General features: G+C 68.6%; 21 protein-coding genes. 20 read left to right on the forward strand and 1 reads right to left on the reverse strand.

The features are described 5' to 3' along the window. The first annotated feature begins 40 nt into the window (after positions 1-40). The 8 genes from AC07Q9_RS19745 (at position 41) to AC07Q9_RS19780 (ending at position 9,145) form a co-directional block, all read left to right on the forward strand. The gene (locus AC07Q9_RS19745; protein WP_495311462.1) at positions 41-1,708 is read left to right on the forward strand and encodes an AMP-binding protein; all 1,668 of its coding nucleotides are present in this window, start codon (positions 41-43) and stop codon (positions 1,706-1,708) included. Next, positions 1,705-3,327 (forward strand): carboxyl transferase domain-containing protein, encoded by a 1,623-nt coding sequence (locus tag AC07Q9_RS19750; protein ID WP_495311463.1) that lies wholly within the window; start codon positions 1,705-1,707, stop codon positions 3,325-3,327. The genes AC07Q9_RS19745 and AC07Q9_RS19750 overlap by 4 nt, the downstream gene beginning before the upstream one ends. A 13-nt stretch (positions 3,328-3,340) precedes the next feature. Further along, on the forward strand, positions 3,341-4,135 hold the full coding sequence (locus AC07Q9_RS19755) for an enoyl-CoA hydratase/isomerase family protein (RefSeq protein ID WP_159279449.1): 795 nt from the start codon (positions 3,341-3,343) through the stop codon (positions 4,133-4,135). A 19-nt stretch (positions 4,136-4,154) separates the two neighbouring features. After that, on the forward strand, positions 4,155-4,826 hold the full coding sequence (locus AC07Q9_RS19760; RefSeq protein ID WP_062478695.1) for a DUF4126 domain-containing protein: 672 nt from the start codon (positions 4,155-4,157) through the stop codon (positions 4,824-4,826). After that, complete coding sequence (locus tag AC07Q9_RS19765) at positions 4,819-6,819, forward strand: acetyl/propionyl/methylcrotonyl-CoA carboxylase subunit alpha (protein ID WP_495311466.1); 2,001 nt, start codon at positions 4,819-4,821, stop codon at positions 6,817-6,819. Before AC07Q9_RS19760 ends, AC07Q9_RS19765 begins: the two co-directional genes overlap by 8 nt. An 80-nt stretch (positions 6,820-6,899) precedes the next feature. Then, the gene (locus AC07Q9_RS19770; RefSeq protein WP_495311469.1) at positions 6,900-7,856 is read left to right on the forward strand and encodes a DUF4349 domain-containing protein; all 957 of its coding nucleotides are present in this window, start codon (positions 6,900-6,902) and stop codon (positions 7,854-7,856) included. A gap of 43 nt (positions 7,857-7,899) precedes the next feature. Next, positions 7,900-8,529 (forward strand): glutathione transferase, encoded by a 630-nt coding sequence (gene yfcF / locus AC07Q9_RS19775; protein ID WP_495311471.1) that lies wholly within the window; start codon positions 7,900-7,902, stop codon positions 8,527-8,529. A 1-nt stretch (position 8,530) separates the two neighbouring features. Further along, a complete protein-coding gene (locus tag AC07Q9_RS19780) occupies positions 8,531-9,145 on the forward strand; it encodes a hypothetical protein (RefSeq protein WP_495311473.1) in 615 nt (204 codons plus the stop codon). Positions 9,146-9,151: 6 nt separating this feature from the next. Here the strand turns inward: AC07Q9_RS19780 and AC07Q9_RS19785 are convergent, their stop codons facing one another. Beyond that, positions 9,152-9,466, reverse strand: coding sequence for an EthD family reductase (locus tag AC07Q9_RS19785; protein WP_492679854.1), 315 nt, complete (start codon positions 9,464-9,466; stop codon positions 9,152-9,154). 87 nt (positions 9,467-9,553) lie between these two features. Here AC07Q9_RS19785 and AC07Q9_RS19790 point away from each other — a divergent pair, with 87 nt between their 5' ends. From AC07Q9_RS19790 to AC07Q9_RS19845, 12 genes are all read left to right on the forward strand, one after another. Further along, positions 9,554-10,474: a 2-hydroxyacid dehydrogenase gene (locus AC07Q9_RS19790; RefSeq protein WP_101491266.1), complete on the forward strand. Its 921-nt coding sequence runs from the start codon at positions 9,554-9,556 to the stop codon at positions 10,472-10,474. 93 nt (positions 10,475-10,567) lie between these two features. Continuing rightward, positions 10,568-11,317 (forward strand): IclR family transcriptional regulator, encoded by a 750-nt coding sequence (locus AC07Q9_RS19795; protein ID WP_495311475.1) that lies wholly within the window; start codon positions 10,568-10,570, stop codon positions 11,315-11,317. After that, complete coding sequence (locus AC07Q9_RS19800) at positions 11,314-11,703, forward strand: cupin domain-containing protein (protein ID WP_095746917.1); 390 nt, start codon at positions 11,314-11,316, stop codon at positions 11,701-11,703. The genes AC07Q9_RS19795 and AC07Q9_RS19800 overlap by 4 nt, the downstream gene beginning before the upstream one ends. A 24-nt stretch (positions 11,704-11,727) precedes the next feature. Continuing rightward, a complete protein-coding gene (locus AC07Q9_RS19805; protein ID WP_495311478.1) occupies positions 11,728-12,741 on the forward strand; it encodes a Bug family tripartite tricarboxylate transporter substrate binding protein in 1,014 nt (337 codons plus the stop codon). Further along, positions 12,738-13,967: a CaiB/BaiF CoA transferase family protein gene (locus AC07Q9_RS19810; protein WP_495311480.1), complete on the forward strand. Its 1,230-nt coding sequence runs from the start codon at positions 12,738-12,740 to the stop codon at positions 13,965-13,967. Before AC07Q9_RS19805 ends, AC07Q9_RS19810 begins: the two co-directional genes overlap by 4 nt. Beyond that, positions 13,964-15,133, forward strand: a complete 1,170-nt coding sequence (locus tag AC07Q9_RS19815; protein ID WP_495311482.1) for an acyl-CoA dehydrogenase family protein — start codon at positions 13,964-13,966, stop codon at positions 15,131-15,133. Before AC07Q9_RS19810 ends, AC07Q9_RS19815 begins: the two co-directional genes overlap by 4 nt. Before the next feature lie 9 nt (positions 15,134-15,142). After that, complete coding sequence (locus tag AC07Q9_RS19820; RefSeq protein ID WP_495311485.1) at positions 15,143-15,439, forward strand: acylphosphatase; 297 nt, start codon at positions 15,143-15,145, stop codon at positions 15,437-15,439. 161 nt (positions 15,440-15,600) lie between these two features. Next, a complete protein-coding gene (locus tag AC07Q9_RS19825; protein ID WP_495311487.1) occupies positions 15,601-16,521 on the forward strand; it encodes a hydroxymethylglutaryl-CoA lyase in 921 nt (306 codons plus the stop codon). A gap of 25 nt (positions 16,522-16,546) precedes the next feature. Further along, positions 16,547-17,185, forward strand: coding sequence for a LysE family transporter (locus AC07Q9_RS19830; protein WP_495311489.1), 639 nt, complete (start codon positions 16,547-16,549; stop codon positions 17,183-17,185). Positions 17,186-17,221: 36 nt separating this feature from the next. Continuing rightward, on the forward strand, positions 17,222-17,710 hold the full coding sequence (locus AC07Q9_RS19835) for a YbaK/EbsC family protein (protein WP_489062508.1): 489 nt from the start codon (positions 17,222-17,224) through the stop codon (positions 17,708-17,710). Next, complete coding sequence (locus AC07Q9_RS19840; protein ID WP_492679872.1) at positions 17,707-17,976, forward strand: DUF1289 domain-containing protein; 270 nt, start codon at positions 17,707-17,709, stop codon at positions 17,974-17,976. The genes AC07Q9_RS19835 and AC07Q9_RS19840 overlap by 4 nt, the downstream gene beginning before the upstream one ends. Further along, positions 17,973-18,617, forward strand: a complete 645-nt coding sequence (locus AC07Q9_RS19845; protein ID WP_495311491.1) for a 2-hydroxychromene-2-carboxylate isomerase — start codon at positions 17,973-17,975, stop codon at positions 18,615-18,617. Before AC07Q9_RS19840 ends, AC07Q9_RS19845 begins: the two co-directional genes overlap by 4 nt. Positions 18,618-18,735 lie beyond the last annotated feature (118 nt).

Consider the following 18,735-nt stretch of genomic DNA (forward strand, 5'->3'; position numbering starts at 1 on the left):
CTCCCCGCAGGGAGAGGGCGCCAGACAAGGAGACAAGACGATGCCACTGACGCAGAGCCTGGCCCAAGGCGCCACGGACGTCCCCCTCATCGAGCAAGCCATCGGCGACTTCTTCGACGACATGGTTGCCAGGCAGCCCGACCGCGAAGCCCTTGTCAGCCGCCACGAAGGCCAGCGCTTCACCTACCGCGAACTGCAGACCGCGTCGAACAAGCTGGCGAGCGCGCTGCTGAACCTGGGGCTCGTGCCCGGCGACCGCGTGGGCATCTGGTCGCACAACAACGTGCCCTGGGTGCTGATGCAGATCGCGACCGCCAAGGTCGGCCTGATCCTCGTGAACATCAACCCCGCCTACCGCACCTCCGAGCTCGAGTACGCGCTCAACAAGGTCGGCTGCAAGGCGCTGGTGACGATGGCGCAGTTCAAGACCAGCGACTACCTGGGCATGCTGCGCGAGCTGGGCCCGGCCAAGCTGCCGCTGCTGCAGCACACCTTCTGGATCGACAAGCCCGGCCAGGGCGACGAGCAGCCCGGCATGCGCCGCTTCAGCGAGCTGCTGGCCGGCGGCGATGCGGCCGATGCGCGCGTGGCCGCCACGCAGAAGACGCTGAAGGCCACCGACCCGATCAACATCCAGTTCACCAGCGGCACCACGGGCTTTCCCAAGGGCGCGACGCTCACGCACCGCAACATCCTGAACAACGGCTTCTTCATCGGCGAATGCATGAAGCTCACGCCGGCCGACCGCCTGTGCATTCCGGTGCCGCTGTACCACTGCTTCGGCATGGTGCTGGGCAACCTGGCCTGCCTCACGCACGGCTCGGCCATCGTGTATCCGAACGACGGTTTCGATCCGCTCACCGTGCTCGAGACCGTGCAAGCCGAGAAGTGCACGGGCCTGCACGGCGTGCCCACGATGTTCATCGCCGAGCTGGACCATCCGCGCTTCAAGGAGTTCGATCTGTCCACGCTGCGCACCGGCATCATGGCCGGCTCGCCGTGCCCCATCGAGGTGATGAAGCGCGTGGTCAACGAGATGCACCTGGGCGAGATCACCATCGCCTACGGCATGACCGAGACCAGCCCCGTGAGCTGCCAGAGCAGCACCGACACGCCGCTGGACCGACGCGTGTCCACCGTGGGCACGGTGCAGCCACACCTCGAGGTGAAGATCATCGACCCTGAGACCGGCGCCATCATGCCGCCGGGCCAGTCGGGCGAGCTGTGCACGCGCGGCTACTCGGTGATGCACGGTTACTGGGAAGACGAGCCCAAGACCCGCGAAGCCATCGACGCCGAGCGCTGGATGCACACCGGCGACCTCGCCACCATGGACGCCGAGGGCTACGTGAACATCGTCGGGCGCATCAAGGACCTCGTGATCCGCGGCGGCGAGAACATCTACCCGCGCGAGATCGAAGAGTTCCTGTACCGCCACCCGAAGGTGCAGGACGTGCAGGTGGTCGGCCTGCCCGACAAGAAGTACGGCGAAGAGCTGTGCGCCTGGATCATCGTCAAGCCCGGCCAGAGCGCCACCGACGCCGAGATTCGCGACTTCTGCAAGGGCCAGATCGCGCACTACAAGGTGCCCAAGTACATCCAGTTCGTCTCCGAGTTCCCGATGACGGTGACCGGCAAGATCCAGAAATTCAAGATCCGTGACGCCATGACCGAGCAGCTCGGTCTCAGCCAAGAAAAGACAGCATGAGCAAACTCGAAACCAAACTCAACGCACGGTCGGCCGACTTCCAGGCCAATGCGGCCGCGATGCGCGCGCTGGTCGACGACCTGCAGCAGCAGTTCGCGAAAGTGGAGCAGGGCGGCGGCGAGGCCGCGCGCGCCAAGCACACGGCACGCGGCAAGCTGCTGCCGCGCGACCGCGTGGCCGAGCTGCTCGACCCGGGCACGCCCTTCCTCGAAATCGCGCCGCTGGCCGCGCATGCGATGTACCTCGACGGCAAGGGGGCCGAGTCGGCACCGGGCGCCGGCATCATCACCGGCATCGGCCGCGTGAACGGTGTCGACTGCATGATCGTGTGCAACGACGCGACCGTGAAGGGCGGCACCTACTACCCGCTGACCGTCAAGAAGCACCTGCGCGCGCAAGAGATCGCCGAACAGAACCGCCTGCCCTGCATCTACCTCGTGGACTCGGGCGGCGCCAACCTGCCGAACCAGGACGAGGTGTTTCCCGACCGCGACCACTTCGGTCGCATCTTCTACAACCAGGCCAACATGAGCGCCCAGGGCATCCCGCAGATCGCGGTGGTCATGGGCTCGTGCACGGCCGGCGGCGCGTACGTGCCGGCGATGAGCGACGAATCGATCATCGTGAAGAACCAGGGCACCATCTTCCTGGGCGGCCCGCCGCTCGTGAAGGCCGCCACCGGCGAGGTCGTGTCGGCCGAAGACCTGGGCGGCGGCGACGTGCACACGCGCCTGTCGGGCGTGGTCGACCACCTGGCACAGAACGACCTGCACGCGCTGGCGCTGGCGCGCTCGGCGGTGGCCAACCTGAATGCCAAGGCGGCAGAAAAGCCGGACGGCGCCGCGGTGCGCGCGCCCGACTTCCCGCGCGAAGAGCTGTACGGCGTGATCCCCACCGACACCCGCAAGCCCTTCGACGTGCGCGAGATCATTGCGCGCATCGTCGACGGCAGCGAGTTCCACGAGTTCAAGGCCCGCTTCGGCGCCACGCTGGTCTGCGGCTTTGCCGAGATCGAGGGCATGCCGGTCGGCATCATCGCCAACAACGGCATCCTGTTCAGCGAGTCGGCGCAGAAGGGCGCGCACTTCATCGAGCTGTGCTGCCAGCGCAAGATCCCGCTGGTGTTCCTGCAGAACATCACCGGCTTCATGGTGGGCCGCAAGTACGAGAACGAAGGCATCGCGCGCCACGGCGCCAAGATGGTGACGGCCGTGGCCACCGCCAACGTGCCCAAGTTCACGATCATCATCGGCGGCAGCTTCGGCGCCGGCAACTACGGCATGTGCGGCCGCGCGTACAGCCCGCGCTTCCTCTGGATGTGGCCCAACGCACGCATCAGCGTGATGGGCGGCGAGCAGGCCGCGAGCGTGCTGGCCACGGTGAAGCGCGACGGCATCGAGGGCAAGGGCGGCAGCTGGAGCGCCGACGAAGAAGAAGCCTTCAAGGCCCCGATCCGCCAGCAGTACGAAGACCAGGGCCACCCCTACTACGCCACCGCGCGCCTGTGGGACGACGGCATCATCGATCCGGCCGACACGCGCCGCGTGCTCGCACTGGGCCTGGCCGCATCGCGCAACGCGCCGATCCCCGAACCCAAGTTCGGCATCTTCCGCATGTGACCAGGGGCACCGCATGAGCAGCACCTTCACCAAGCTGAACCTCGCCATCGACGGCGCGGTCGCGCGCATCTGGCTCGACCAGCCCGACGCGCGCAACGCCTTCGACGACGTCGTGATCGCCGAGCTGACGCAGGCCTTTCTCGAAGCCGGCGCCGCGCCGCAGGTCAAGGCCGTCGTGCTCGGCGCGAACGGCCCGGCCTTCTGCGCGGGCGCGAACCTGAACTGGATGCGCCGCATGGCCGACTACACGCGGGGCGAGAACCTCGCCGACGCGGGCAAGCTGGCCGACATGCTGCGCACCATCGCCGAGTGCCCCAAGCCCACCATCGCGCGCGTGCAGGGCGACGTGTACGCGGGCGGCATGGGGCTCGTGGCCGCGTGTGATATGGCCGTGAGCGTGGACACCGCGTGGTACTGCCTGAGCGAAGTGAAGATCGGCCTCGTGCCCGCGACCATCAGTCCGTACGTGCTGCGTGCCATGGGCCCGCGCGCGTCGCAGCGCTACTTCCTCACGGCCGAGCGCTTCACTGCCGCCGAGGCGCACCGCATCGGCTTCGTGCATGAAGTGGTGGCCGCCGACGCGCTCGACGCCAAGGTCGACGAGCTGCTGAAGGCCCTCACCGGCGCCAGCCCCGCCGCCGTACGCGCCTGCAAGCAGCTGATCGCCGACGTGGCCGGCCGCGAGATCGACAGCGCGCTCATCGCCAAGACGGTTGAAGGCATCGCCGACATCCGCGCGAGCGACGAAGGCCGCGAGGGCGTGCAGGCCTTCCTGCAGAAGCGCAAGCCGTCCTGGCTCGCCGGCTGACAGCCAACCAGGGACCGCCATGAACGCACTCGACATGCCCCAACTGCTCGCACTGGCCGCCGCCATCGGCTGGGCCAGCGGCGTGCGCCTGTACCTCGTCGTGCTGCTGACCGGCCTGGTCGGCTACTTCGGCTGGGTGCCGCTGCCTTCGGGGCTGCAGATGCTCGCGCATCCGATCGTGCTCGCGGTCAGCGGGTTCATGGTGTTCGTCGAGTTCTTCGCCGACAAGATCCCGGGCCTCGATTCGCTGTGGGACGTGGTGCACACCGCCATCCGCATCCCCGCCGGCGCGGCGCTCGCGGCCAGCGTGTTCGGCGCGGACCACGGCGCCATGGCCGTCGTTGCGGCGCTGCTGGGCGGCGGCTTCGCGGCCACGGCGCATGCGGCCAAGGCCACCACGCGCGCGGCCATCAACACCTCGCCTGAGCCGTTTTCGAACGTCGGTGCGTCGCTGGTCGAAGACTCGATGGTGCCGGCCGGGCTGTGGCTCGCGGTGGCGCATCCGCTGGTCTTTCTGGTGCTGTTCGTCTTCGTGCTCGTGCTCAGCGTGTGGCTCATCCGCAAGAGCTGGCGTTTTCTGCGCGCGCTGTTCAGCCGCGTGGCACGCATCTTCAGTGGCCGGCCCGATCCGGGCGTCACGTCCGCCTTTCAACTGAAAAAGAATCCTCCGGGAGACACTCCGAATGTTTAAGAAGATCCTGATCGCCAATCGCGGTGAAATTGCTTGCCGTGTCGCGGCCACTGCACGCCGCATGGCGGTTCGCACCGTCGCCGTGTACTCCGATGCCGACGCGCACGCCAACCATGTGCGCGCCTGCGACGAGTCGGTGTACCTCGGCGGCAGCGCCCCGAAGGACAGCTACCTGCGCTGGGAAAAGATCCTCGAGGCCGCCAAGGCCACGGGCGCCGAAGCCGTGCACCCGGGCTACGGCTTCCTCAGCGAGAACGAAGAGTTCGCGCAGGCCTGCGCCGACGCCGGCCTGGCCTTCATCGGCCCGCCGCCCTCGGCGATCAAGGCCATGGGCCTGAAGGCCGAGTCGAAGCAGCTGATGGAAAAGGCCGGCGTGCCGCTGGTGCCCGGCTACCACGGTGCCGACCAGGACCCGGCGCTGCTGCAGCGCGAGGCCGACCGCATCGGCTATCCGGTGCTCATCAAGGCCAGCGCCGGCGGCGGCGGCAAGGGCATGCGCGCGGTCGACAAGGCCGCCGACTTCGAGGCCGCGCTGGCCTCGTGCAAGCGCGAAGCCATCAACAGCTTCGGCGACGACGCGGTGCTGATCGAGAAGTACGTGCAGCGTCCGCGGCACATCGAGATCCAGGTGTTCGGCGACACCCAGGGCAACTACGTCTACCTGTTCGAGCGCGACTGCTCGGTGCAGCGGCGCCACCAGAAGGTGCTCGAGGAAGCGCCCGCGCCCGGCATGACCGAGGCGATGCGCAAGCAGATGGGCGATGCGGCCGTGGCTGCCGCGCGTGCCGTGAACTACGTGGGCGCGGGCACGGTGGAGTTCATCGTCGAGCAGCGCGAAGGCGGCGAGATGAACTTCTTCTTCATGGAGATGAACACGCGCCTGCAGGTCGAACACCCCGTGACGGAAGCCATCACCGGCCTCGACCTGGTCGAGTGGCAACTGCGCGTGGCCTCGGGCGAGCCGCTGCCCGCCAAGCAATCGGAACTGCAGATCCACGGCCACGCCATCGAGGCGCGCATCTGCGCCGAGAACCCCGACAACAACTTCCTGCCCGCCACCGGCACCTTGCGCGTCTACCGCAAGCCGCAGGCCACCGCCTTCCAGCGCAGCCGCGTGCGCATCGACGACGGCGTGCGCGAGGGCGGCGAGATCTCGCCCTTCTACGACTCGATGATCGCCAAGCTCATCGTGCACGGCAGCACGCGCGCCGAGGCGCTGGCCCGGCTCGACGCCGCGCTGGCCCAGGTGCAGATCGTGGGCGTGTCGACCAACGTGCAGTTCCTGCGCGGCATCCTGGCGACCGAGTCGTTCTCGAAAGCCAACCTCGACACCGCGCTCATCGAGCGAGAGCGCGCCGTGCTGTTCGACCGCGAGCCGCTGGGCCTGCCGCTGGCCGCGGCCGCCGCCATCACGCGCACGCTGGTCACCGAAGCACCGGTCGGCGTGCCCGACCCCTTCGAGCGCCGCGACGGTTGGCGCGCGCACGGCGAGTACAAGCGCCGCTTCGACTTCGAGTTCCGCGGCACCGAGCACAGCGCGCTGCTGACCTACCGCCGCGATGGCGGCCTGAACCTCGAAGTGGGCGGTGTCGAAGGCCCGCTCACCATCGGGCGCTTTCCCACGGGCGAGTTCGAGCTCGAGTTCGCCGGCACGCGCCAGACCCTCGACGTGCACCTGGACGGCGCCACCGCCCACGTGTTCGCGGCGAAGGGCGCCACGCGCCTCACGGCCATCGACCGCCTCGCCCACGCGGGCGACACCCACGCCGAAGGCGGCCGCCTCACGGCGCCGATGCCCGGCAAGGTCGTGTCCTTCGCGGTCAAGGCCGGCGACAAGGTCAGCCGCGGCCAGCCGCTGGCCGTGATGGAAGCCATGAAGATGGAGCACACCATCGCCGCGCCGGCGGACGGCACGGTGGAGGAACTGATGTTCTCGCCGGGCGAGCAGGTGGCGGAGGGCGACGAATTGTTGCGAATGGCGGCTGCCGCTTAACCCCGATCCGGGCGCTCGCCCGTATCAGCGGTGGTAGTCATTCTTTTCAAGGAGTCCTGATGATCCGCCGCACCCTTTCCATGTCGACACCCCGCGCCGCCGTGCGCCACCGCGCGGGCGCTGTCCTGCTGGCCCTGGCGGCTGCCCTGTCGCTGGCCGGCTGCGGCCGCGAGCGCGGCGCCGAGTCGGTCGCGCCGGCCTCCGCGCCTGCGCCCATGCAGGCGCCGCCGATGGGCTATGGCGGCGGTATGGCCATGAAGGAGCAGCAGCGGGCACGCGCGCCGCAGGCCGAGATCGCCGCTTCGCAGTCCGACGAGGCGCGGCAGGGCAGCGGCGAGACCGCGCTGCAGCGCTTCCTGGCCGTGCGCCAGGACCTGAACGTCGAAGTGCCGGCCGAACAGCTGGCCGACGCCTGGGGCAAGGTGCGCGACCTGTGCGGCACGCTGAAGTGCGAACTGCTGTCCTCTTCGCTGCTGCGCGAGACGCCGCAGCAGCCGGGCAACGCCCTGCTCGAGATGCGTGTGGAACCCGCCGACGTCGACAAGCTGCTCGGCGGCCTGGCCGGCGTGGCGAACGTGGTCTCGCACACCACCACCAGCGAGGACAAGACCTCCGAGGTGATCGACGTCGAGGCCCGCATCAAGAACCGCACCGAGTTCCGCGACAGCCTGCGCGTCATGCTGCGCGACACCGTCACCAAGCGCACCATGGCCGACCTGCTGGCGATCCAGCGCACGCTGTCGGACACCCAGGCCGAGCTCGACGCCATCGCCACCCAGCGCAAGGTGCTGGCGCAGCAGACCAGCAAGCAGCACATCCAGATCCAGTTCACGCCCAAGCGCGCGCTGGTCAGCGGCAGCGACGGCTACAGCCCGATGGCGCACGCGCTGCGCAACGCCGGCGACGTGCTGGCCGAAAGCGTGGGCGCGCTCATCACCTTCGTGGCCGCGGCGCTGCCGTGGCTGCTGCTGGTGGTGCTGCCCGTGGGGTGGCTGGTGCGGGTGCTGTGGCGTCGTCGCCGCCCTAAGATCGCGTAAGGGCCGCAACCGGGTCCGCCGCCATCCCCAGGAGCCTTCCGCGATGCAAGACCCGATACGCCTGTACGTCGACGCCCAGTTCGCCAGCCCCTACGCCATGTCCGTGTTCGTGGCGCTGCATGAAAAGCAGCTGGACTTCGAGATGACACCGCTCGACCTCGCCGCCCGGGAGAACCGGGCCGCCGGCTTCTCGCAGCTGTCGCTCACGCAGCGCGTGCCGACGCTGGTGCACGGCGACTTCGCGCTGTCGGAGTCGTCCGCGATCACCGAGTACCTCGACGAGGTGTTTCCGGGAACGCCGCTGTATCCCAGGGATGCGCGCAGCAAGGCCCGGGCCCGCCAGGTGCAGGCCTGGCTGCGCAGCGACTTGATGCCGATCCGGCAGGAGCGCTCGACCGAGGTGGTGTTCTACGGGTCCACACACGCGCCGTTGTCCGCGGCGGCGCAGGCGTCGGCGCGGTCGCTGTTCGATGCGGTCGAGGCACTGCTGCCCGTGGGGGCGGAATACCTGTTCGGGGCTTGCTCGATCGCCGATGTGGACCTGGCGCTGATGCTGAACCGGCTGGTGCTGAACGGGGATGCGGTGCCGCCGCGGCTGGTGGCCTATGCGGGCCAGCAGTGGCAGCGGCCTTCGGTCGAGCGCTGGGTGAAGCTGATGCGGCCGGCGCTCTGACATGCTGCATACGCCAAACCGGCGCGTTGCCATAGCTGCGATGGCCGGCTCGCTGGTGTCCGTGCCGGCACTCGGCAGCGAGCCGATGCGGGCTGTCGAGCGAGAGGTCATCGCGGCCTACCTGAACAGCCTTGAGCCGGACAAGCCGTCTGCGAAGAAGCTGGTGATCGAGCAGACCACTGCGATCACCGACGAGGCGTTCGGGACTATCGGCCTTGCTAATGGCCGTGACCAGCTCGCGAAGGATTTGCCTCAGGCCTCGAGGAGGGGACTCGACGATTTCCTGCGGGTGCTGGCCAAGCCTTCGCCGTTGTGGATACCCAGCCAACTCGTACGCCCGAACCTTCGATTGCAAATGGTCCGCGCGAGCGACGTTGATCGCCTGTTCGACGCAGACAAGCTCGGCGCAGCCTGGGAGTGTTTCTACAAAGCCTATCCAGATGCCATTGGCCTTGTGCGCATCTCCCGCGTGGGCATCGACGAGCAGACGAGCCAGGCACTTTTCTACATGTCGCTCCGACAGGGCGGCTTGCGAGGCTCGGGCCACTTCATGTTGTTGCACCGGCCTCTGGGCATATGGCGTGTTCTCGCCACTGCGCAAGCCTGGGTCAGCTGACGTCCGTCAGCCCACCACCACTTCACTGATCTGCATCACCGGCGCGATGTCGGTGTAGTTCTTCACGTCGCCCATGATCTCCTTCATGTGCGGGCCGAAGGCCTTCTGGAAGGACTCGACCGATTCGGCGAACACGTGGCACATGCCGACATACGTGGGCGGCGAGCCCGGTGCGCCGCCGCCCAGGCCCTTGTCGATGGTGTACGAGAGGCAGGCGTCGCCCATGCGGGCCTTGAGCATCGGCATGTGCTGGTCGCGGTAGTAGTCGTGGTCGAACCGCGCGCCGGGGGTGTGGGGGTACATCACGCTGACTTTGATCATGGAAGGTGTCTCCTGGGTGGCTGAATGCGGTCGAGCATAGGAGATGGCGCGCGACGCAACAAGCCGGTGCCTTCTAAGATGGCGCCCATGCGAATCTCCGTCTACCTCACCGACAACCGTCCCGATCCCTGGATCGATGGCCTGAAGGCCGAACTCCCCGAAGCCACCATCGAAGCCTGGACGCCCGGCGCGCCGCAGGCCGACCATGGCGTGGTGTGGGCACCGCCCCAGCAGTTCCTCGACGAGCAGCCCGACCTGCGCGGCCTGTTCAACATCGGCGCGGGCGTCGATGCGCTGCTCAAGCTCAAGGTGCCGGCGCACACGCGCATCGTGCGCCTGGACGACGCGGGCATGTCGGTGCAGATGGCCGAGTACGTGTGCCACACGCTCATCCGCCACTTCCGCGAATTCGACGTGTACGAGGCCGATGCGCGCGAGGGCAAGTGGAGCTACCGCAAGCCGAAGCTGCGGCGCGACTTCCCGGTCGGCATCATGGGCCTGGGCGTGCTCGGCGAGCGCGTGGCCAAGGCGGTGGCGCAGTTCGAATTTCCGGTGCTCGGCTGGAGCCGTTCGCCCAAGGCGCTCGACGGCGTGCAGGTGTTCAGCGGCGAGGCGCAGTTCGACGAGTTCCTGGCCTCCACGCGCGTGCTGGTCAACCTGCTGCCGCTGACCGAGTCCACGCGCGGCATCCTGAACCGCACCACGCTGGGCAAGCTCAAGCCCGAGGGCTACCTCATCAGCATCGCGCGCGGCGGCCACCTGGTCGAAGACGACCTGATCCCGATGCTCGACGCCGGCCAGCTCGCGGGCGCCACGCTCGACGTGTTCCAGGTCGAGCCGCTGCCGGCCGACCACGCCTTCTGGCGGCACCCGAAGATCACCGTGACGCCGCACGGCTCGGCGCGCACGCTGCGCGAGGAGTCCATCGCCCAGATCGCCGGGAAGATCCGCGCGATGGAGCAGGGGCTGCCGATCGCCGGCATCGTCGATCCCGTCCGCGGCTACTGACGCCCCTGCGCCGACGACGACGGTCCGGCCGACACGCGGCCGGCGGGGGAAAACCCCGACGCTTTTGTTTTTCACATACGAGAAAATTTCTTCATGGTTGTGAAAACAGCGTTCCGCGTGATCGAGATCGTCGAGCTCTTTGCCCGGGAGAAGCAGCCGCTGGCCCTGTCCGAGATGGCGCGGCTGCTCGACATGCCGGTGTCCAGCTGCCTGGGCCTGATCCGCACGCTCGAAGAGCAGGGCTACATGTACGAGACCGGCCGCCGCCAGGGCTACTACCCCACGGGCCGGCTGCTGGCCATGGCGCAGGTCATCGCCGCGCACGACCCGGTGCTCGACCGGGTGAAGGCCACGCTCGAGGAACTGCGCGATGCCGCCTGCGAAACGGTGGTGTTCGGCAAGTTCCGCGACGCGGAGCACGTCGTCTACCTCGACGTGCTGAGCGCGCCGCAGCGCATCCGCTACACGGCCGAGTCGGGCGAAACGCGCCCCGCGTACGCCAACTCGCTGGGCCGCGCGCTGCTGTCCACGCTGGCGCCCGAAGCGCGCCGCAAGCTGCTCGAGGGCATGACGCTCGCGCCGCTGACCGACGCGACGCTCACCACCGCCGATGCCATCGAGGCCGAGCTGCAGCGCGGCGTCGCGCGCGGCTGGTACGGCAACCTCGGCGAAAGCATTCCCGACCTGATCGGCCTGGCCTGGCCGCTGCGCATCGGCGGCGAGGCCTACGCGATCTCGGTGGCCGGCCCGCGCTACCGCATGGAGCCGCGCATCGAGGAGATCGCGGCGATGCTGCGCTCGGCGTGCCTCGCGATCGAACCCAAGACAGAAAGCCCCCGATGACTGCCACCGCTGCGCGCTACTTCGTCCGCGAGGACGAGATCACCGGCTACCACCCCGCCAACCACACCGGCACGCTGAACAAGCGGCTGATCGGTCCCGAGACGGTGGGTGCGAAGCAGCTCGAGGTGCTGGTGGGCCACATCCAGAAGGGCAAGGGCGCGCTGCCGCATGCGCACCCGGGCATCGAACAAGTTTGCTACATGCTCGAAGGCCGCGCGGTCGCCGAGGTGGGTGGCCAGCGGCAGGAGCTGCATCCTGGCGACAGCTGCTTTTTTCCGGCCGACGCGATGCACACCTTCACGGTGGTGAGCGACGAGCCGGTGCGCGTGCTGGTGATCTACAGCCCGCCGTACGAGGAATCGCCGGAGCGCGTGATCCGGCCCTGAACGACAACCCCCGGAGACACAACCATGCAGACGAAGAACGCGACAGAAACAGTCGCGGTGGAAAGCCGCCGCCGTTTCATTTCCATCGGCGCTGCGGCGGGCCTCGTGGGCGCCGCGCCCTGGGCCTTCGCGCAGGACGGCGGCTACCCGAAGCAGCCGATCAAGCTCGTCGTGCCCTTCGCCGCCGGCAGCGGCACCGACGCGGTGGCGCGCATCACCGCGCAGATGCTGGGCGAGGCGCTCAAGGCCTCGGTGATCGTCGACAACCGGGCCGGCGCCAGCGGCGTGATCGCGGCCGAGCTGGTGGCCAAGGCGCCGCCCGACGGCTACACGCTCTTCATGACGACCAACACCACGCATTCGGCCAACCCGAGCCTGATGAAGTCGCTGCCCTACGACCCGGTGAAAGACTTCGCGCCCGTCAGCCGAATGGGCAACCTGCCGTTCATGCTGGTGGTGAACAACGACCTGCCCGTGAAGAGCGTGGCCGAGCTGCTGGCCTGGGGCCGCGCACATCCGGGCAAGCTGACCTACGCCAGCGGCAACAGCACCGGCATCGTGAGCGGCGCCACGCTGTCGCGCATGAGCGGCATCCCGATGCTGCACGTGCCCTACAAGAGCACGCCGCCGGCCATCGCTGACCTCATCGGCGGACAGGTGTCGATGATGGTGGTCGACCTCGCCGCGGGGCTCGCCACGGTCAAGGCCGGCAAGATGCGCGCGATTGCCGTCACCACGCAGGAGCGCACCAAGCTCTTTCCCGAACTGCCGCCGCTGGCCGACACGCCCGAACTCAAGGGCTTCGACATCACCTCGTGGAACGGCGTGTTCGCGCCGGCCGGCACGCCGCGCGATGTCGTGCTGAAACTCAACAAGGCGCTCGCGGAGATGGCGAATGGTGCGGTGTTTCGCGAGCGCGTGAGCCGGCTGGGCTTCGACGCGTTCGGCAGCACGCCGGAAGAACTCGGGGCGTTCACCATGTCCGAGCTGGCGAAGTGGAAGAAGCTGATCCAGGCCGCGGGCATTCAACCGGAATGAGCGACGCGACCGGCCCCCTCGAAGGCATCCGCATCCTCGACCTCACGGCCGTGGTGATGGGCCCCTACGCCACGCAGACGCTCGGCGACCTCGGCGCCGACGTCATCAAGGTCGAGCCGCCGTCGGGCGACAACCTGCGCGCCGTCGGCCCGATGCGCCATGCGGGCATGGGCGCGATGGCGATGCACCTGAACCGCAACAAGCGCTCCATCGTGCTCGACCTCAAGCAGCCCGAAGGCCGCGAGGCCTGCCTGCGGCTTGCGGCGGGCTGCGATGCGCTCATCTACAACACGCGCCCGCAGGCGATGGCGCGGCTGGGGCTCGGCTACGAGGCCGTGGCCGCGGTCAATCCGAAGATCGTCTACCTCGGTGCCTTCGGCTACGGCGAAGAAGGCCCGTACGCCGGCAAGCCTGCGTACGACGACCTGATCCAGGGCGCGGCCGGCGTCGCCTCGCTCTTCGCGCAGCAAAGCGGCGGTGCGCCGCGCTACGCGCCCGTCACGCTGGCCGACCGCGCCGTGGGGCTGCAGGCCGCCATCGCGCTGCTCGCCGCCGTGCTCAGTGCGCAGCGCACCGGCAAAGGCCAGGCGGTGGAAGTGCCGATGTTCGAGGCGCTCTCGCAGTTCGTCATGGGCGACCACCTCGGCGGCCACAGCTTCGAGCCGCCGCTCGGGCCCACCGGCTACGCGCGCCTGCTCGCGGAGCACCGCAAGCCCTACGCCACGGCCGACGGTTATCTCGGCGTGCTCATCTACAACGACAAGCACTGGCAGGCCTTCTTCGACGTGATCGGCCGGCCGGAGTTGCGCAGCTCGCCGATGTTCGGCACGCACACGGCGCGCGCCGCGAACATCGGCGCGGTCTACGCGTTCGTGGCCGAGGTGATGGCCACGCGCGGCAGCGACGAATGGATGGCGCTGCTGGAAGCCGCCGACATCCCCGTCGCGCGCCTGCACACCACCGAGAGCCTGCTCGACGACCCGCACCTGCGCGCCGTCGATTTCTTCCCCGAGTTCGACCACCCGAGCGAAGGCCGCATCCGCACGCTCGCGCCCGTCGGCCGCTACAGCGCCACGCCCGCGGCCATCCGCCGGCCCGCGCCGCGCATCGGCGAGCAGAGCGTCGAGCTGCTGCGCGAAGCGGGTTACGCGGACGACGCCATCGACCGCCTGCTCGCGCGCGGCGTCACGCTGCAGCCGGAACCCATGAAAGACAGCAGCAAATGAATTTCTCTCTGAACGAAGACCAGCGCTCGCTCGTCGCCGCCATCGAGCGCCTGTGCGAAGACTTCCCCGTCGACTACTGGCGCGACCACGACGACCGTGCCGTGTTCCCGCACGAATTCCACCGCGCCGTCGCCGAGAGCGGCTGGCTCGGCATCGCGATGCCCGAGGCGCAGGGCGGCGCGGGGCTGGGCATCACCGAGGCGGCGCTGATGATGCGTGCCATCAGCGCGTCGGGCGCGGGCATGTCGGGTGCGTCGTCGGTGCACATGAACATCTTCGGCCTCAACCCGGTGGTGGTGTTCGGCACCGAGGCGCAGCGCCAGCGCTTCTTGCCGCCGCTGATCGCGGGCACCGAGAAAGCCTGCTTCGCCGTGACCGAGCCCGATGCGGGGCTCGACACCACGAGCCTCAAGACGCAGGCGGTGCGCCAGCCGAACGGCAGTTATGTACTGCACGGCCGCAAGATCTGGATCTCGACCGCGCAGGTGGCCGACCGCATGCTGATCCTCACACGCACCACGCCGCTGGACCAGGTGAAGAAGCCCACGCAGGGCCTCACGCTGTTCTACACGGCGCTGGACCGCAGCAAGGTCGAGGTGCGCGAGATCCACAAGCTGGGCCGTGCGGCGGTCGACTCCAACATGCTCTTCATCGACGGGCTCGAAGTGCCCGAAGAAGACCGCATCGGCGAGGAGGGCCGGGGCTTCGAATACATCCTGCACGGCCTGAATCCCGAGCGCATATTGATCGCGGCGGAAGCCATCGGCATCGGCCGCGCGGCGCTGCGCATCGCCTCGCAGTACGCGCAGGAGCGCGTGGTCTTCGGTCGCCCCATCGGCCAGAACCAGGGCGTGGCGCATCCGCTCGCGCGCGCCTGGGCCAACCTGGAGGCGGCCGACCTGATGATGCTCAAGGCCGCGACGCTGTACGACGCGGGCGAGCCCTGCGGCATCGAGGCCAACGCCGCCAAGTACCTCGCGGCCGAGGCGGCGCACGACGCCTGCCAGAACGCCGTGCTCACACTGGGTGGCATGGGTTACGCGAAGGAATACCATGTCGAGCGCCTGCTGCGCGAGAGCTACATCCCGCGCATCGCGCCGGTGAGCCCGCAGATGATCCTGAACTTCATCGCCGAAAAAGCATTGGGGCTGCCGAAGTCGTACTGACCACTGCCCATGAACCCACACGCCACCATCACCCGCCATCTCGTCGTCCACGGCCTCGTGCAGGGCGTGGGCTATCGCTGGTCGATGGTGCAGGCCGCGCAGCGGCTCGGCGTGCGCGGCTGGGTGCGCAACCGGCGCGACGGCAAGGTCGAAGCGCTCGTGGCCGGCGAGGCCGATGCGGTCGAGGCGCTGGTGCACTGGGCGCGCCAGGGGCCGGCCGGTGCGCGCGTGGCGGCGGTCGATGTGAACGAGGCCGAAGCCCCGAGCGATCTGCCCGACGGCTTCGCGCAGCGCGAGACCGTCTAGCGGCTGTTTTCCTGCAGGGCCGACCGGTTGGCACCATTTGCAACCCCGCAGGCGCGCATTGCTACCTTCCGCGACTTGTGTACCCAGCAGGGCATTGCCATGTGTCGGACAATCGAAGCCGGTTTTTCATCCTTCCGCGACAGCGACACAAGAGACACCCCATGAAACTCCCCACCCAGGTCAAGCTCGTCGACGTCGGTCCGCGCGACGGCCTCCAGAACGAAAAGCAACCTGTCTCCGCCGAGGTCAAGATCGGCCTCGTGCACCGCCTGCAGGACGCCGGCCTGAAGGAGATCGAGGTCACCAGCTTCGTTTCGCCCAAGTGGGTGCCGCAGATGGCCGACAACGCCGAAGTGATGCACGGCATCGTGCGCAAGCCGGGCGTTCTCTACTCGGTGCTCACGCCCAACATGAAGGGCTTCGAGGCCGCCATTGCCGCGCCGCGCGAAGAGTGGCCCGACGAGATCGTGGTGTTCGGCGCCGCGAGCGAGGCCTTCAGCCAGAAGAACATCAACTGCTCGATCGCCGAGAGCATCGAGCGCTTCGCGCCCGTGGTCGAGGCGGCGCGCGCCAAGGGCATCGCCGTGCGCGGCGCCATGTCGTGCACCGTGGGCTGCCCCTATGAAGGCGAGATCGCGCCGGCCAAGGTCGGCTACCTCGCGCAACTGATGAAGGGCATCGGCGTGCAGCGCGTGGACGTGGCCGACACCATCGGCGTGGGCACGCCGCGCAAGGTGCAGGCGGCCATGGAGGCCACGCTGGCGCACTTCGGTGTCGACGCCATCTCCGGCCACTTCCACGACACCTACGGGCAGGCGCTGGTCAACACGCTGGCGGCGCTCGAGCTGGGCGTGTGGAACTTCCAGTCGTCCTCGGCCGGCCTGGGCGGCTGCCCCTACGCCAAGGGCGCGACGGGCAACGTCGCGACCGAGGACGTTGTCTACATGCTGCACGGCATGGGCATCGAAACCGGCATCGACCTGGACAAGCTGATCGACGCGGGCGTGTACATCAGCGAAGCATTGGGCCGCGAACCGAACTCGCGCGCCTCGAAGGCCATCCGCACCAAGCGGGCCGGCTGAAACACACACCCACACAGGCGTTTTCATGGACCTGCATCTCTGGCTCGCGTTTCTGGTGGCCAGTTGCGTCATCGCGGTGTCGCCCGGTTCGGGCGCGGTGCTCAGCATGAGCCACGGCCTCAGCTATGGCGTGCGGCGCACCACGGCGACCATCGTCGGCCTACAGCTGGGGCTGGCCGTGATCCTGCTGGTGGCGGGCCTGGGCGTGGGCGCGGTGCTCACCGCCTCGGCCACCGCGTTCACGGCGATCAAGGTGGTGGGCGCGTGCTACCTGCTGTGGCTGGGCTGGCGCCAGTGGCGCGCGCCGGTTGCCAGGGTCGAGGGCGACCCATCGGCATCCGCCGGCGAACCCGACCTCACGGCGTCGCAGCGCGTGCTGCGTGGCTTCCTCACCAACGTGACCAACCCCAAGGGCATCGTCTTCATGGCCGCCGTGCTGCCGCAGTTCATCCAGCCGACGCGCCCGCTGTGGCTGCAGCTGCTGGTGCTGCTGGCCACGACGGTGGCGGTCGACGTGACCGTGATGCACGGCTACGCCTGGCTGGCCGCGCGGCTGCAGGGCGTGCTGCGCAGCGTGCGTGCGCGTCGCGCGCAGAACCGCGTCTTCGGCGGCGTGCTGATGGCGATGGGCGCGTTCCTGTTCATGTTCAAGCGCAACGCCTGACGGGCGCGCGGCCCGCGGCCTGATAGATTCGAACGCATGTGCGGTTCCGAACTCCATTCCCTCCCTGAAGGTGTCCAGCGCGTCTCCCGCGTGCTCCAGGACGCCGGCCATCCCCATGCACCCCGCATGCTCGACGACGCCTGTCGCACCGCGCAGCAGGCCGCCGACGCGCTCGGCATCTCGGTCGGCCAGATCGCCAAGAGCATCATCTTCCGGCGCAAGAGCGACGAGGCGGCGGTGCTGGTCATCACCTCGGGCGACAAGCGCGTCGACGAGAAGAAGGTCGATGCCATCGTCGGCAAGACTGGCCGCGCCGACGCCGACTTCGTGAAGGCGCGCACCGGCTTCACCATCGGCGGCGTGTCGCCGGTGGGCCATGTGACCAAGCCCGTGGTGCTGATCGACCGCGAGCTGTTCCGCTTCGAGGAGATCTGGGCCGCCGCGGGCCACCCGCACGCCGTGTTCCAGCTGCACCCGAGCGATCTCGAAAAGCTCACCGGCGCGCCGGTGGCCGACGTGGTGTGAACTTCGACGAAGCGCAGGCGCTCGCCGAGCGTGCCACCGCCGTGCAGCGCACGGACGGCGAGGTGCCTTCGCCGTGCTCGTCGGTGTGCCGCATGGACCGCCTGAGCGGCTTCTGCGAAGGCTGCCTGCGCACCATCCCCGAGATCGCGGGCTGGAGCAAGATGGAAGACGACAGCCGCCGCCAGGTGTGGCGCGCGATCGAACTGCGCGCCCAGGCCGGTATCTGGCGCGTGCCCGAAGCCACCACCGGAGACCACGACGCATGAAGCACATCGACTTTTATCTCGACTTCATTTCGCCCTACGCGCACCTCGCGTTCGAGCACCTGCCCGAGGCGCTCGAAGGCCTGAGCGTGAGCGTGGCCTACAAGCCGGTGCTGCTGGGCGCGCTGCTCAAGCACCACGGCCAGCTCGGCCCGGCCGAGATTCCTTCCAAGCGCAGCTGGACCTACCGCCACGTGCTGTGGCTGGGCCAGGCGCACGGCATCCCCATCGAGATGCCGGCCTCGCACCCCTACAACCCGCTGCCGCACCTGCGCCTGGCCGTGGCCACGGGCGACGACGGCAGCATCAATCGCCTCGCGGCCGAAACCCTCTTTCGCCACGTGTGGCGCGGCGGCGAAGAAGCGGGCGACGCCACGCGGCTGGCCGCGCTCACGGCGCAGCTGCCACCGAAGCGCGACGTGAACGGCGACGAGAACAAGGCCCTGCTCAAGCGCAACACCGACGAGGCCGTGGCGCAGGGCGTGTTCGGCGTGCCGTGCTACGTGGTCGACGGGCGCCTGTTCTGGGGCTTCGACGGCCTCGCGATGCTGCGCGCCTACCTGCAGGGCGATGCCTGGTTCGACGGTCCGCAATGGACCGGTGCCGACCAGCGCCCCTCCTTGCTGCGCAGCAGCAAGAGCTGAGGTCTTTTGCTGCCTTGCAGCAAGGACCGAGGACAAACCCGCACAGGGTCCTTGTTTCTTACAAGCTGAAACGTGCGGCGCGGGTTTCACCTTAAACCGTAAGCGCCCGTTCAGTTTC

The sequence above is a fragment of the Variovorax sp. GW821-FHT09A10 genome, assembly GCF_059418385.1.